Here is a 14,308-nt window from a genome sequence, read left to right as displayed (position 1 = left end):
ATCAATCTTAAATATACCAATTATCTTCTCTTAGGTCAAAGCATTTTCTAACTTTGGTTTTTCAAGCTTAACTTAATTGTCTGAGCCACTTTTTTAGAAATACCTAAGCTTTCCAAATCCTCTACTGAAGCTGCAGAAATATTCTTCAGAGAACCATAATTTCTTAATAACTTAATTCTCGTTTTAGGACCTACTCCTTGAATTCTTTCTAAGCGTGAAGCTAATGAATTTTTTGATCGAACTTGGCGATGGAAAGTAATCGCAAATCTATGAACTTCATCCTGAATTCTTTGTAGTAGATAAAAGCCTTCACTTTTAGGATCTAAACCAATCTTTTCATCATTTTCCGTCATTAAATCAGCAGTTTTATGGCGATCATTTTTTACCATTCCTGCTACAGGAATATCAATACCTAATTGATTATGTAACACATCAACAGCGGCATTAATTTGAATACTTGCACCGTCCATTAATATTAAATCAGGTAAATTAGCTTTTTCTTTTAAAAGTCTACTATATCTACGATAAATAACTTCTCTTGTACTAGCAGCTTCATCAGCATGGTCAACATTTTTTAACTTATATTTTCGATATTCTGTTTTTTCTGGTCTCCCATCAATGAAACAAACCATCGCGGATACTAAATCTTCTCCTTGTAAATGAGAATGATCAAATGCTTCAATTCTATGACCATTAGGCAATCCTAACGCATCTGTTATTTCATTCATAGCCCCAGTTGTCTTTCTTTCATCCAATTCAAGTAAACGGAATTTTTCTTCCAACACTAACTTAGCATTTTTCTGTGCCATTTCTAGTAAATCACGCTTTTGTCCTCGTTGTGGTGTTTTAACTGGAATACCTAAAATTTCACTTAATGTTTCTTTATCCATCCCTGAAGGAACTAAAATTTCTTTAGGTAAAATACGGTTTTTTTGATTATAAAACTGTAAAATAAAAGATTCTAGCTCAGCTTCAGGCGTGTCTATACATGGAAATAGTCGTTTTTCACGTTTCATCAAACGTGCTTGTCTAATAGAGAAAATTTGTAAAGATAACCAACCTTTATTCATGTAAAAAGCAAATAAATCACGCGGTGTATTATCATTACTAATGATTTTTTGTTTTTCAACTGTCATTTCAACATAGTGAATTTGATCTCTTATTTCAGCTGCCCTTTCAAACTCTAAATTCTCGGATGCAGTTTCCATTTTTTGTTCAAGTTCTTTTTTTATTTTACTTACATTTCCATTTAAAAACGACTTTATCTTTTTGATTTGCTTTTCATACTCGGATTGTGGAACTTCTTTAAAACAAGCACCCAAGCATTGTCCCATATGATAGTACAAACATGGTCGTTTTTGATATCCATTGCAACGTCTTAAAGGATACACCTTTTGTAATAACTGTAGTGTTTCTGTTGCAGCATAGACATTGGGATAAGGGCCAAAATAATAGCCACCATCTTTTTTAACTTGACTGACAATTTTTAATTGTGGGTCTTTTTCATGAGTTATCTTAATATACGGATACCCAGTTCCCCTTTTTAACTTAATATTGTAGTAAGGCTTATGTTTTTGAATTAAAGTAATTTCTAACAAAAATGCTTCCTTATCGGTTGAAGTAATAATTGTTTCAAAATCCCTTATTTCAGACACTAATTTAGCTGTTTTTCCCTCATGACTACTTTTAAAATATGAACGTACGCGATTTTTTAAATTTTTGGCTTTACCTACATAAATAATTCTACTATTGATATCTTTCATCATGTAACAGCCAGGTAAATCTGGTAATAGTTTTAATTTATTTTCAATATGTTGTGTCGCCATAGTTACGTCCTTTCTCTAATATTCTAGTCTCAATTATACTATTTATATCTAGCAAAACCAATTGTCATACTCACATATTGAACTGGATTTTGAAAACGTTTATAATTAAACCAAATTATTTTTTGAGGTGATTATATTATGGATATTGTACTTTTAGATGGTTACTCTCTAAACTTCGATTTAACTTGGAGCAAACTATCCAACTTAGGTAATTGTACTTTTTACGATCAAACACCTGTAGATGATACTGAAGAGATTATTAAACGTATTGACAATGCTGAAATTGTAATTACACATAAAACACCATTAAGAAGTGAAGTTTTAAAACAGGTTCCCAACTTAAAATATATTGGTATCATGGGAACGGGGTATGATGTCGTAGATATTGAGAGTGCCCACCAACATAATATAATTGTAACCAATGTTCCTACATACGGTACTGATGCAGTTGCTCAATTCACATTTTCTCTTCTACTAGAAGTAACTGGTCAAGTTGGCTTACATAATCAACTAATTCATGAAGGAAAATGGTCAAAAGTTCCTGATTTTACATTTTGGGACAAACCTCTCTATGAATTAAAGGGTAAAACATTAGGATTAATTGGTTACGGTCGTATCGCACAAAAAGTAGCTGAATTAGGTCATGCTTTCTCAATGAATATCATCTTTTATAATCATCGTCCTAAAGAGGTTAATGTTCCCTGGATTAAGCAAGTTCCTTTAGACGAACTTCTAAGACAATCAGATGTTATTAGTTTACACGTTATTCAAACACCTGACACAATTAATCTAATTAATAAAGAGACAATCTCTAAAATGAAAAAGAATGTTATTATTTTAAACACAGCTAGAGGAAAACTAATCAATGAAACTGATATAGCTGAGGCATTAAATAATGATCGCATCTATGCTTTAGCAACTGATGTAGTCTCCAAAGAACCAATTTCAGAAGATAATCCTCTTTTAACTGCAAAAAATTGCTACATCACTCCACATATCGCATGGGCTCCTTTGGAAACTAGGGAAAGATTACTTGAAATTACAGTTAATAACTTGAAAAGCTATTTGACAGGTACTCCTACCAACGTAATTTAAGCTCTAACTTGACAGTAGCTTAAAATTTTGATAACTTTCTAGGCAATAGATGTTAGCAATTTTTTGAGGAAGTGAATATTATGGGATTAAAGGTCAATCAACAACACAATTTAGAACAATTATTTGATAAATTTGCAACTATTGATCCTAAAAATCGAAAAGAAACTAAAACTGTTGAAAAAGAATCTAATAAAAAGAACCCAACAGAACAAAAATAATCGTTAAATATTTTAAAATCAGCAATTTTTGGATTGCTGATTTTTTATTATTTACAATAAAAAATGAGAACAACCTATTATTCAAGTCGTTCTCATTTTACATACGAATATTATCACCCGTACGGGGATCGAACCCGTAACTCCGCCTTGAGAGGGCGACGTCTTAACCAATTTGACCAACGGGCAATTAACTTACTCGTATAATATTACTCCTGAAAATAATCAAAATCAAGTCTTTTTTAGCATGATTTTTCGACAAATTACTTTTGATATTCAAATTGCAACTCTGAAACAGGAGCTAATCCTTCTCTAGTATAATAAGTAACCTTAATCTTACTTTCATTTACAGATACAATAGCGTAAGTTCCACCTAGTTTTTGATATTCTCCACGTGGGAACCACACACTCCCCGGATTCAAAAAGAGCGTACCATCAACATATTCAACTGCTAAGCGATGTGTATGACCATAAAAAACAAATTTAGCATTTTCTTGTTTAGCTAATAGTGCTAGTCTGTCTAATCCATAGTTAACTCCATACAGATGACCATGAGTTACTAAAATATTACCCTCTTCAGTTGCAACAACTTCTTTTTCTGGATAGTCATAGTAATCACAATTCCCCTCAACAATTGTATAATCTGATACCCATTTTGAATTAGGGTCTAACTCACTATCGCCACAATGAATGAAGTAATCAACCTCATTACTATACTTATCTCTTAAGTCTGCCAATATATTCTTTTTAGAATGGCTATCACTAACTACTAAAATTTTCATTATTCTTTCCACCATTCATCAAATTTTGTTAGCAAATCTTTAATAGCATTTGCACGATGACTAACAGCATTCTTTTCATCTGCAGTTGTTTCACCAAAAGTTTTATCCAAAGGTGGGTAGAAGAATAATGGATCATAACCAAAACCACCCTTACCTCTTTCTTCTTCAACAATGTAGCCTTCTACATTTCCTTCAGCAATCAATGGATCTTTTACTGGACTAGTAATTACTAACGAACAATGAAAATGAGCTGTCCTCTTTTCAAAAGGTACACCTTCTAAATTATGTAGTAATTTCTTTTTATTTGCTTCATCATCATGATCACCAGCATATCTTGCAGAATAAATACCAGGTTCTCCATTTAAATAATCAACTACAATCCCCGAATCATCAGCTAAGACTGGAATTTTATACAAATCTGTTAATGTTTGGGCTTTAATCAATGCATTCTCCGTAAAAGTCTTACCATTTTCATCAATTTCGGGTGTATTTTCCATATCTAGTAAAGTTTTTACTTCTATTCCCTTTTCACTAAATAATTTCTTGAACTCCCGTGCTTTTCCCGCATTTTTTGTTGCTATCAATATATGTTTAACCATTTTACCACCATCTATCTCTAGTTCTTATCTATCTTTTATTATGCAAAACTCACACAAAAAATCAACTATCTTATTTAGACAGATACTTAATTCTCTAAAAAAGATTAAAAAGTTAAGTATAATTTAAGCTATTCAAATAAAAAGTGTGTATAATAAAATTATCAATTGTTAAAGGGGCTAGGAAGAAAGTGGATGTCAAATTTTATTCAACAGCTGTGGAGCATAATAATTTAGGGACCACTCTTGGGAGTTCTATCTTGAGGGATGCTCTTTTACCTGATCTAGTTGGAACAGATAACACTATTCTTTACTGGGCAGGCAAACGTTTAGCTCGAAATTTTCCACTAGCTAAAGATGAAGATTTACCTGTATTTTTCGAGAAAGCTAATTGGGGGTACTTAAAAAGGGTAAAATCTAAGATGAATCGTCAAGTTTTCGAGCTTTCAGGTCCAATAGTCGAAATCAGAAAAAAAATTAATTCTAAATGTGAATTTCTTTTAGAAGCAGGATTCATCGCAGAAACTATCCAAAATCAAAGCGGATTTACTTCAGAAGCTGTTATCGATGCTGAAACATCTCGTGGAAATTCCGTTTTTATAACTGTTCAAGTTGATCAACGTGATCCTGTTGACTTAAATACTATTCCTGACAAGGATTTACTCAATCCATCTAGAGAGGAACTATAGAAAAGAACCTAAAGTCGCTAAACTTTAGGTTCTCTTTTTATCTAATTAGATATATGCTTCAAGTTTCTTTTGTAATTGTTCTTTTGTGTGATAACCAACAATTGTATCTACAACTTGTCCATCTTTCTTAATAAGCATTGTTGGAATACTCATAATTCCAAATTTAGCTGCTGTTTCTTGATTTGCATCAACATCTACTTTAGAGAAGAATACTTTATCTCCCATTTCTTCAGCTAATTGTTCGATAACAGGAGATTGCATACGACAAGGACCACACCATGTTGCCCAAAAGTCTGTAAATGTTACTCCATTATTTGTTTTTTCATCAAATGTTTGATCTGTTAATTCTGTAACCATTCAAATCACCTTCTACTTTCTTTTCGTAAGTAAATAATATCATATACAACATAAAAATCAAGTTTTTTGCCTTACTTGAAATATACCACAGTTGCCCCATTACCACCATTGTTAGGACTTGCAAACTCAAAATTCTTGACTGCTTTATTTTGCTTGAGATAGTTAATGATACCTGTTCTCAACGCACCTGTTCCTTTACCATGAATAATAGTAACAGAGTTATAACCTGCTAAAACGGCAGCGTCAATGTATCTATCAACTTTTACCATCGCATTTTCATAACGTTCACCACGTAAATCTAAAGTTGGTGAAACATGACTAGAACTAGATGATTTCAATACTGTCCCTGCTCGTTTAGGCTGAGTATCTTTGACCTTAATTTTCTCAAGGTCGCTTTCATCGATTTTCATCTTCAAAATACCCAATTGAACTTCCCAAACATGGTTTCCTGCTTTACGCAACAGAACACCTCTTTGGCCATAGGAATTAACCATAACATCATCGTTAGGATGTAATTCTTGTTGTTGCTTAGCCTTACGTAACACTTTATTCTTCTTCAAATTAGTTTCTTGATGTAAAGCATTAACTCGCCCTTGAGCATCTATTAGACTGCCTTCTTCTATGTTAGAAGCAGCTGACATTTTCATCTTTCTAAGTTCAGAAATCAATTCGTCAGATTTTTTCTTAGTTTCTTCAACAATTTGATTAGCTCTTTCCTTAGCTTGTTCTAACATATTTTCTTTTTGACGTTCAAATTGATGGAAGTTAGTTTCTAAATCATGGTGCAATTCTTCAGCTTCACGCAAATATTTTCGATACATAATCTCTTTTTCTTCGGCATCATGTCTTTTAGCAACTAAATCTGAAATCATCTCATTTAGATCTTGACTATCTTGTGAAGTAAGTTGTCTAGCAGCCATAACAATCATTTTATCTAGTCCCAGTCTTTGAGAAATGTCAAAAGCATTACTACGACCTGGAATTCCAATTAATAAGCGATATGTTGGCTGTAATGTATTAACATCAAATTCCATACTTGCATTAATAGTATTAGGTCTTTCAAAACCATAAGCCTTAAGCTCTGGATAGTGAGTTGTCGCAACTACATAACTTCCTTTAGCACCTACAGCATCTAAAATACTGATAGCCAAAGCTGCACCTTCTTGAGGATCTGTTCCTGCACCTAATTCATCAAATAACACTAATGATTTTTCATCTATACCTTTTAATATTTCTACAATATTAGTCATATGTGAGGAAAATGTACTCAAGCTTTGTTCTATTGACTGTTCATCACCAATATCAGCAAATATATCGTCAAATATTCCAATTCTACTTTCTTCAAAAGCAGGTATATATAGTCCAGATTGACCCATCAACTGTACCAACCCTAATGTTTTTAAAGTGATTGTCTTACCACCTGTATTAGGTCCTGTTATTACAATTGCCTGATAGTCCTTACCAATCATAATGTCATTTTTTACAGCTTTTTTCATATCTAGCAATGGATGCCAAACCTGTCTTAAATAAACATCATTTTCCTTTGATAAGATTGGTTCCGTTGCCTTAATACTGTGTGCATATTTAGCTTTAGCATTAATAAAGTCCAACATTCCCAAAATTTTGGCATTATTGTTTAGTTCATGTGTATAAGGTGCTAACTCCTTAGATAATTCTTCCAAGATTCTATTTATCTCTTCACGTTCTGCAACCTGTTGCTGTCTTAAACGATTATTCAATTCAACAATCACTGCAGGTTCAACAAATAATGTTTGTCCTGAAGAACTTTGATCGTGTACAATACCGCCAAACTTGCTACGATATTCTTGTTTAACTGGTAAAACATATCTTTCATTACGAATTGTAACCACTGCATTACTCAAATACTTAGAATTAGTTCCTCTAGTATATGCATTTAAACGCTCACGTATAGTTTCCTCAGTTACTGAAATTTGTTGTCTAATACTCTTTAACAATGTAGATGCATCATCAGTTACATGTCCATCATTTTCAATTGAAACTAATAATTTTTTACTAATTTCTGGTAAGCTTTCCAATTTAGCTACATCATCAAATAACACTTCTAACTTGATTTTATTATCTGCTAAATCTTTAAAAAAGCGATTAACTTCATTTGTAGCTCTCAAAACTCGTCCAATAGCAGCTAATTCTTTACTATTGAGAGTCCCACCTATATCTAATCTTTTCAAAAAACTTTTAATGGAAATAAGATTTGGAACAGGTATACCGCCCTTAATTCGTAAAATGTCAGCTCCATCTTTAGTCTGTGCTAGTGAATTGGAAATTTCATCATAGTCAGATGATGGTTCTAACTTGTCGATCAACCTCTTTCCCATTGAAGTTGTAGTAAAAGCATATAAATTTTGCTTAACTTTATCATATTCTAAAGTTTTTAATACCTTTTTATTCATAATACACCTCTTTTAACTACATACTTACTATTTGATTCATAACATTAGGAGTATTGTCTAAAATATAGACTGCTACTCTTGATTCTTCCACAGTTTGCTTAACTTCCTGACTAGGCCAATTAGATAGTAATATTAATCCAAAAAAGATTACAACATACATCATAATAGTGGTTAAAATTCCACCCAATAATGCATTAAATTGTGAAATTACAGGTAATTTTGTAAAGCCCTTAGAAACATTCGCTAAAATTCTAACAATAATTCCACCTATAATTCCAATAATCCAAAATGACAAAATTTTATAAAAGGTAGTCGCCAATAATCCAGATCCATCATTAATATTACTGAACAAACCTGCAATTATATTACCAAGTGGCGATGCTAAAAATAAAGATAAGATAAATACAATGATGTAACCTAGCAAACTAACAAGTGATCCCAAAAGGCCTCTTCTTATGCCATATCTAAATGCACATATCAACAAAATTATAATTATTAATGATAGTATCATCTTTGCACCGTATTATTTTTCCGTATATTTGTCTAATTCTTCTTGTAGCTCTAATTGTTCAGAAAATGCATTAATTGCTAATAAAGTCATTGCTTTTTCATCACTTATATCTGGAATTTGTTTCTTAATTTTTTCCAATTTTTCATTAGCAAGTTGAACAACTGCGTTCATTCTTTCCTGACTACCCTCACCGATGATAATATATTCCTTACCACCAATTTCTATTTTAAATCTCTTTTTTCCCAAAATTACACTCAGCTCTCTAAATTAATTTTAAATAAAAACAAAGCCGACGTACACATATCAGCTTGTTAGCTATCCATTTGTGTAACCGACTTTGCACCAGCATTATCTCATATTTTCATCGTTCAAGAACGTATCTAGGACACCTTCTACCATTTCCCATTCTTCATCACTTTCAATATCAAACAATTCATAATCCTGGCTATCATCATTTTCATCTGGATTGAATGCGAATGCCAACACATCTACTTGTTCTTCAGGTTCAGAACCTGCTGGAATCAATAAAATATATGATTTGTCATAGTCATCTGAATGGAAATTGAACAATTCTTGGTATAAAGTTTCATTTCCTTGTTCGTCAACTAATGTAATTAAGTTTTCATCTTGATTCTGTTTTGCCATTGTCATACTCCTTAGTTAAGTTCTTTTAATAATTTTCCTTTAGCGTCTAGATAATTTTGTAGAATTAAACTAGCAGCCAATTTATCAATAACTTTTTTACGCTTTTTTCTTGAAGCATCAGCTTGTTCAACCAACATTCTTTCTGCTTCAACGGTTGTTAGACGTTCATCAATAAAATCTATTGGTAAATTGAATTTTTCTTTTAGCAGTTCACCATATGCTTTAGCAGCTTCTACTCTTGGACCAGAAGTATTATTCATATTTTTAGGCAATCCTAATACAAATCCTACAACTTCATTTTCTTTAACCAATTCAGCTATTCTATCTAGCCCAAATTCTTGCTCATCTTCATTAATTTGAACAATTTCTACACCTTGTGCAGTCCAACCTAGCATATCACTAACAGCTACACCAACAGTCCTAGATCCTACATCTAACCCCATTAATCTGCCCACTATTTTTCCCCCTTATCTAAGTAAGCTCGTACTAACTCTTCGATAATTTCATCGCGTTCATGTTTTCTGATTAAATTACGAGCATCATTCAAACGAGGAATATATGCAGGGTCTCCTGACAATAAATAACCAACTATTTGATTAATAGGATTATAACCCTTTTCTTCCAAAGAATTATAAACCGTTTCTAAAGTCTGATGAACATCCTTTTTTTCATTTTGTCCAAAGTCAAAATACATTGTTTTATCTAATGCACTCATCGAGAACACCTCCATACACTACATTACTCTAATATCTATTGTACTAAAATGGATCACAACAAACAATTAAAAAAACTGTATTAGAAAAAATATTACTTAAAATTAATGCAATAATAAAAAATGATATTGCTAAGAACTGTCATTCCTATCAATATCACTCTTTAATCTTATTTATTCAACCAATCTTCAGCAGCTTTCAATGCTTCTTGAATACCTTCTGGTTTCTTACCACCAGCTTGTGCCAAGTCAGGACGGCCACCACCGCCACCGCCTACTTTAGGTGCGATTGCTTTAATTAAATCTCCAGCTTTATAACCTTCCTTAACTGCATCGCTACTAATAGCTGTAATTAAGTTAACCTTACCATCTGCTGTTGCAGTAGCAAGTACAAGTACATCTGAAAGTTGCTTTTCTTTCCATTGATCTGCAAGTTGTCTTAATTGACTCATGCCTGAAACGTTAACCTGACCAGCAATCAAAGTCTTGCCGTTGATTTCTTTAACATTCTTAAAGATATCTCCTGCTTGTTGACTTGCAAACTTATCTTCCAAAGCTTGTTTTTGTTGTTCAAGTAATTTGACTTGTTCTTGTAATTGTTCAATCTTACGTGGAACTTCTTTAATTTGTACTATCTTCAATTCATCAGCACTTTGACGTAATAATTGATTTCTTTCTTCTAAGAATTCAAATGCTTCTTCTGAAGTAACAGCTTCAATACGTCTTACTCCAGCACCAACACCTGATTCAGAAACAATCTTGAATAAACCAATTTCATTAGTATTAGCAACATGAGTACCACCACAGAATTCCATGGAGTAATCGCCAACTTTAACAACACGAACTGTATCACCATACTTATCACCAAACAAGGCAATAGCACCCATTTTTTCAGCTGATTCCTTATCTGTAACAACTGTTTCAACTTGAATATTTTCCCAAATCTTAGCATTCACGATATCTTCAATCTTCTTCAAATCTTCTGCTGTTACAGATCCTAGATTTGTGAAGTCAAAACGTAAATATGTTGGTTCAACTAATGATCCTGCTTGATGAGTATGTGAACCTAAAACATCTCTCAATGCTTGGTCTAATAAGTGAGTTGCAGTATGATTCTTCTTCACTTTATTATGGAAAGCAACATCTACTTCTAGAGAATATGTATTTTCTCTAGTCATTTCCTTAAGTGCGTGAATTGTATGCATATTTTGTCCATTTGGAGCATGTTGTACATCTTCAACTTCAGCAACAACTTCGCCAGCTTGGTTCTTGATAACACCCTTGTCAGCTACTTGTCCACCCATTTCAGCATAGAATGGTGTTTTATCAAAGATAACTTGTGCTCTAGAATCAGCTGGAACTGTATCAACTAATTCATTGTCAATGATGATATCTTTTAATACACCATTAGCTTTCAATTCATGATAACCTACATATTCACTTGGAGTTGTAATATCAGTTAATAAGCCATTTTGAACACCCATAGACTTAGCATCTGAACGAGCTGCTCTTGCACGTGCCTTTTGTTGTTCCATTTCTTCATTGAAACCTTCTTCATCAACATCAAGGCCTTCATCATTAGCATATTCTTTTGTCAATTCTAATGGGAATCCATATGTGTCATATAACTTAAATACAGGTTTTCCTGGTAATTCTTTACCACCATTTTCTTTAGTTTCAGCAATTAAGCTATCTAATAATTGCATACCATCTTTCAAAGTATCGTTGAATCTATCTTCTTCCATCTTAATAACTTTTTCGATAAATTCAGCTTGTTCTAATACTTCTGGATATGCAGATTCCATAATTTTTCCAACAACTGGAACCAACTTATAAAGAAATGCTTCATCAATTCCAAGCTTTTGGCCATGCATAACTGCACGTCTGATAAGACGACGAATAACATATCCTCGACCTTCATTTGAAGGCAAAGCACCGTCACCAATAGCAAATGTAACTGCACGTGCATGATCTGCAATAACTTTAAAGGAAACATCTGCTTCTGCATTTTCACCATACTTCTTACCTGCACTTAATTCAGCAGTTTTTTCAATAATTGGTAAGAATAAGTCTGTTTCAAAGTTTGTTCGTGCATGTTGGAATACGGATACCACACGTTCTAATCCCATACCCGTATCAATGTTTTTATGTGGCAATGGTTCATATGTTCCGTCTGGTTTATGATTGAATTCAGAAAATACAATATTCCAGATTTCCAAATAACGTTCATTTTCTCCACCAGGATAACTTTCAGGATCATCTTCTGACAAATTATTCATTTCTTGACCACGATCAAAGAATATTTCTGAGTCCGGACCAGATGGGCCTTCACCAATATCCCAGAAGTTATCTTCAGCTTCATAAATGTGGCTAGGATCTACCCCTACTTCTTCCCAATACTTCTTAGCATCTTTATCTTCAGGATAAACTGTGATGTACAATTTTTCCTTATCCATATCGAACCATTCAGGACTTGTTAGTAATTCCCATGCCCATGTAATAGCTTCTTTCTTGAAATAATCACCAACAGAAAAGTTTCCTAACATTTCAAATAAAGTATGGTGACGAGCTGTATGACCTACATTTTCAATATCATTAGTTCTAATAGACTTTTGTGAACTAGTGATACGATGGTTCTTTGGAACAACTGAACCGTCAAAATATTTTTTCATTGTAGCAACACCGGAGTTAATCCACAATAAAGTTGGATCATCGTGTGGAATAAGTGGTGCACTCTTCATTACATCGTGTCCCTTACTCTTGAAAAAGTCTAAATACATTTGACGTATTTGAGCACTTGATAATTCTTTCATTTTCAAATTCCTTTCTGTTTTAAAGCCCAAAAACAATAAAACATCGTTGCTAGTAAGGACGCAATTACTACGCGGTACCACCTTACTTGCAACGATGTCATCGTTAACCACTTCATTAATAATATTCTTTTGTTATAAACATTTAGGTAGCACTGTCTAAGCCAACCTATAAGTCCTTCCAGCACCGAACTCTCTCTGTAATAGAGGTACTTAGCAGTATGTCCTAATTCAAGTCAAAGTATATGCGATAAACCGCTAGATGTCAATAGAAAAGTATTTTTTTCATACTATATAAACATATACTTTTTACTTCATTTTTCTTGCTTGACGACGTGCAATTCGACGCTTTTGTTGTTCATCGCGTTTTATTGCTCGCTTAATTTTCTTTTTATAACCAGGTTTACGTTTTTTCTTTTCTTTCTTTACAAAACCACGTAATTTAGGATCCATTGATTCTTTGCGTGTTTGACGCTTTTCACGACGATTACGATCATATGAATCAACTATTTCACCATTTTTAACTGCTTTTGGTACAAAATGAACTCCCATACTTTCAAGTTCATCAATTAATTTTTCTTCACTTGGTTCATAAAGTGTGATTGCTGTACCTTTCATTCCATTACGTCCAGTTCTACCTACACGATGAACAAAGAATTCTAAATCTTCAGGGATGTCGTCATTGATAACATGTGAAACACCTTCAATATCAATTCCACGAGCCGCTAAATCTGTAGCTACCACAAATTGATAATCAAGATTTTGAATTTCACGCATAATTCGCTTACGTTGACGAGGTTGAATACCACCATGAACTTTAGCTACTTTCAACCCTTGAGAACGAAGATAATTTGTTAACTCATCAGCTCGTTCTTTAGTATTTGCAAATACTAATGCTAAATAAGGTTCACCCATTGTTAGCAAGTCATAAATAAGCTTATTTCTGTCTCTACCTTTAGTTGAAACTAACCAATTATCAATTGTTGGACTAATTACATGTTTGTTAGCAACAACTTCAATAACTGGATTGTACATATATTTTCTTAAAAACGGACGTAATTTTTCTGGAATAGTAGCTGAAAAGACTAGCATTTGTAAGTCTTTAGGTAACGTCGATGCTATTGCATCTGTTTCTTTTAAAAATCCTAAATCCAATGTCATATCTGCTTCATCCACTACTAAATAGTGAGCATTATGGATATCAAGTGCATTTTCTCTCACTAAATCCAATATACGTCCTGGTGTTCCAATTACTAATTGTGGTTGATGAGATTTCAGCTTTTCAATTTGTCTTTGCTTATCTGTTCCACCAACATAGTTTTGAATCCAAATATTTTCAGGAGAAAACTTTGCTAGTTGCTTTGCTGCTTCATAAATTTGGTATGCTAATTCCCTACTTGGTGTTGTAATCACAGCCTGAACTTCATCTTTCTGTGCGTTAAGATTTTGAAAGATAGGTAATAAGAACGTATGAGTTTTACCACTACCAGTTTGTGATTGTCCTACTACGCTCTTGCCCTTTAAAATAGTCGGAATTAAACGAGCTTGAACTTCAGTAGGTTCTTTAAAATTAATTTCGTCTAATGCTTGATAAATATACTCTTTAAAATTAAATTCTCTAAAATTTGCCATTAAATT

15 protein-coding genes and 1 tRNA gene are annotated in these 14,308 nt (G+C 33.0%); 3 read left to right on the top strand and 13 right to left on the bottom strand.

Going from position 1 to position 14,308, the window contains the following annotated elements:
* Positions 1-47: 47 nt before the first annotated feature.
* On the bottom strand, positions 48-1,826 hold the full coding sequence (uvrC, locus tag NOU10_RS00870) for an excinuclease ABC subunit UvrC (RefSeq protein WP_109241957.1): 1,779 nt from the start codon (positions 1,824-1,826) through the stop codon (positions 48-50).
* A gap of 138 nt (positions 1,827-1,964) precedes the next feature.
* Here uvrC and NOU10_RS00865 point away from each other — a divergent pair, with 138 nt between their 5' ends.
* Entirely contained in the window at positions 1,965-2,921 is a 957-nt protein-coding gene (locus NOU10_RS00865) for a D-2-hydroxyacid dehydrogenase (protein ID WP_255905773.1), read from the top strand.
* A gap of 80 nt (positions 2,922-3,001) precedes the next feature.
* A complete protein-coding gene (locus NOU10_RS00860) occupies positions 3,002-3,139 on the top strand; it encodes an SPJ_0845 family protein (RefSeq protein WP_003700519.1) in 138 nt (45 codons plus the stop codon).
* 113 nt (positions 3,140-3,252) lie between these two features.
* Here the strand turns inward: NOU10_RS00860 and NOU10_RS00855 are convergent.
* The 3 genes from NOU10_RS00855 to NOU10_RS00845 all read right to left on the bottom strand — a co-directional run bounded on the left by NOU10_RS00855 (position 3,253) and on the right by NOU10_RS00845 (position 4,517).
* A tRNA-Glu gene (locus tag NOU10_RS00855) sits at positions 3,253-3,325 on the bottom strand.
* Between the two features lie 74 nt (positions 3,326-3,399).
* Complete coding sequence (locus NOU10_RS00850) at positions 3,400-3,918, bottom strand: metallophosphoesterase (protein WP_003700520.1); 519 nt, start codon at positions 3,916-3,918, stop codon at positions 3,400-3,402.
* Positions 3,918-4,517 (bottom strand): XTP/dITP diphosphatase, encoded by a 600-nt coding sequence (locus NOU10_RS00845; protein ID WP_255905772.1) that lies wholly within the window; start codon positions 4,515-4,517, stop codon positions 3,918-3,920. Before NOU10_RS00845 ends, NOU10_RS00850 begins: the two co-directional genes overlap by 1 nt.
* A 188-nt stretch (positions 4,518-4,705) precedes the next feature.
* On the opposite strand from NOU10_RS00845, the gene NOU10_RS00840 reads away from it, so the two are divergent.
* Complete coding sequence (locus tag NOU10_RS00840; protein WP_255905771.1) at positions 4,706-5,203, top strand: YslB family protein; 498 nt, start codon at positions 4,706-4,708, stop codon at positions 5,201-5,203.
* Positions 5,204-5,248: 45 nt separating this feature from the next.
* Here NOU10_RS00840 and trxA read toward each other — a convergent pair whose 3' ends face one another.
* From trxA to NOU10_RS00795, 9 genes are all read right to left on the bottom strand, one after another.
* Positions 5,249-5,560: a thioredoxin gene (gene trxA / locus NOU10_RS00835; protein ID WP_003700525.1), complete on the bottom strand. Its 312-nt coding sequence runs from the start codon at positions 5,558-5,560 to the stop codon at positions 5,249-5,251.
* 71 nt (positions 5,561-5,631) lie between these two features.
* Positions 5,632-7,992 (bottom strand): endonuclease MutS2, encoded by a 2,361-nt coding sequence (locus tag NOU10_RS00830; protein ID WP_255905770.1) that lies wholly within the window; start codon positions 7,990-7,992, stop codon positions 5,632-5,634.
* 16 nt (positions 7,993-8,008) lie between these two features.
* Positions 8,009-8,503, bottom strand: a complete 495-nt coding sequence (locus NOU10_RS00825; protein ID WP_003703969.1) for a CvpA family protein — start codon at positions 8,501-8,503, stop codon at positions 8,009-8,011.
* 12 nt (positions 8,504-8,515) lie between these two features.
* Positions 8,516-8,749 (bottom strand): cell division protein ZapA, encoded by a 234-nt coding sequence (locus NOU10_RS00820; RefSeq protein WP_160996026.1) that lies wholly within the window; start codon positions 8,747-8,749, stop codon positions 8,516-8,518.
* 102 nt (positions 8,750-8,851) lie between these two features.
* On the bottom strand, positions 8,852-9,148 hold the full coding sequence (locus tag NOU10_RS00815) for a DUF1292 domain-containing protein (RefSeq protein WP_003706616.1): 297 nt from the start codon (positions 9,146-9,148) through the stop codon (positions 8,852-8,854).
* A gap of 11 nt (positions 9,149-9,159) precedes the next feature.
* A complete protein-coding gene (gene ruvX / locus NOU10_RS00810) occupies positions 9,160-9,603 on the bottom strand; it encodes a Holliday junction resolvase RuvX (RefSeq protein ID WP_003703966.1) in 444 nt (147 codons plus the stop codon).
* Positions 9,603-9,863 (bottom strand): IreB family regulatory phosphoprotein, encoded by a 261-nt coding sequence (locus NOU10_RS00805; RefSeq protein WP_003703962.1) that lies wholly within the window; start codon positions 9,861-9,863, stop codon positions 9,603-9,605. The genes ruvX and NOU10_RS00805 overlap by 1 nt, the downstream gene beginning before the upstream one ends.
* Before the next feature lie 167 nt (positions 9,864-10,030).
* The gene (gene alaS, locus NOU10_RS00800) at positions 10,031-12,673 is read right to left on the bottom strand and encodes an alanine--tRNA ligase (RefSeq protein ID WP_255905769.1); all 2,643 of its coding nucleotides are present in this window, start codon (positions 12,671-12,673) and stop codon (positions 10,031-10,033) included.
* Positions 12,674-12,979: 306 nt separating this feature from the next.
* On the bottom strand, positions 12,980-14,302 hold the full coding sequence (locus NOU10_RS00795; RefSeq protein WP_003700537.1) for a DEAD/DEAH box helicase: 1,323 nt from the start codon (positions 14,300-14,302) through the stop codon (positions 12,980-12,982).
* Positions 14,303-14,308: the final 6 nt, after the last annotated feature.

The sequence above is a fragment of the Ligilactobacillus sp. MP3 genome (genome assembly GCF_024436335.1).
GTDB classification, from domain to species: Bacteria; Bacillota; Bacilli; order Lactobacillales; family Lactobacillaceae; genus Ligilactobacillus; species Ligilactobacillus salivarius.
The sequence above is the reverse complement of the archived record's forward strand: the minus strand, read 5'-3'. Positions and strand labels throughout refer to the sequence as shown.

Coding starts and splice junctions, on each gene's coding strand:
- uvrC (WP_109241957.1), bottom strand. CDS start 1,826: ATGGCGACACAACATATTGAAAATAAATTAAAACTATTACCAGATTTA.
- NOU10_RS00865 (WP_255905773.1), top strand. CDS start 1,965: ATGGATATTGTACTTTTAGATGGTTACTCTCTAAACTTCGATTTAACT.
- NOU10_RS00860 (WP_003700519.1), top strand. CDS start 3,002: ATGGGATTAAAGGTCAATCAACAACACAATTTAGAACAATTATTTGAT.
- NOU10_RS00850 (WP_003700520.1), bottom strand. CDS start 3,918: ATGAAAATTTTAGTAGTTAGTGATAGCCATTCTAAAAAGAATATATTG.
- NOU10_RS00845 (WP_255905772.1), bottom strand. CDS start 4,517: ATGGTTAAACATATATTGATAGCAACAAAAAATGCGGGAAAAGCACGG.
- trxA (WP_003700525.1), bottom strand. CDS start 5,560: ATGGTTACAGAATTAACAGATCAAACATTTGATGAAAAAACAAATAAT.
- NOU10_RS00830 (WP_255905770.1), bottom strand. CDS start 7,992: ATGAATAAAAAGGTATTAAAAACTTTAGAATATGATAAAGTTAAGCAA.
- NOU10_RS00825 (WP_003703969.1), bottom strand. CDS start 8,503: ATGATACTATCATTAATAATTATAATTTTGTTGATATGTGCATTTAGA.
- NOU10_RS00815 (WP_003706616.1), bottom strand. CDS start 9,148: ATGGCAAAACAGAATCAAGATGAAAACTTAATTACATTAGTTGACGAA.
- NOU10_RS00805 (WP_003703962.1), bottom strand. CDS start 9,863: ATGAGTGCATTAGATAAAACAATGTATTTTGACTTTGGACAAAATGAA.
- alaS (WP_255905769.1), bottom strand. CDS start 12,673: ATGAAAGAATTATCAAGTGCTCAAATACGTCAAATGTATTTAGACTTT.
- NOU10_RS00795 (WP_003700537.1), bottom strand. CDS start 14,302: ATGGCAAATTTTAGAGAATTTAATTTTAAAGAGTATATTTATCAAGCA.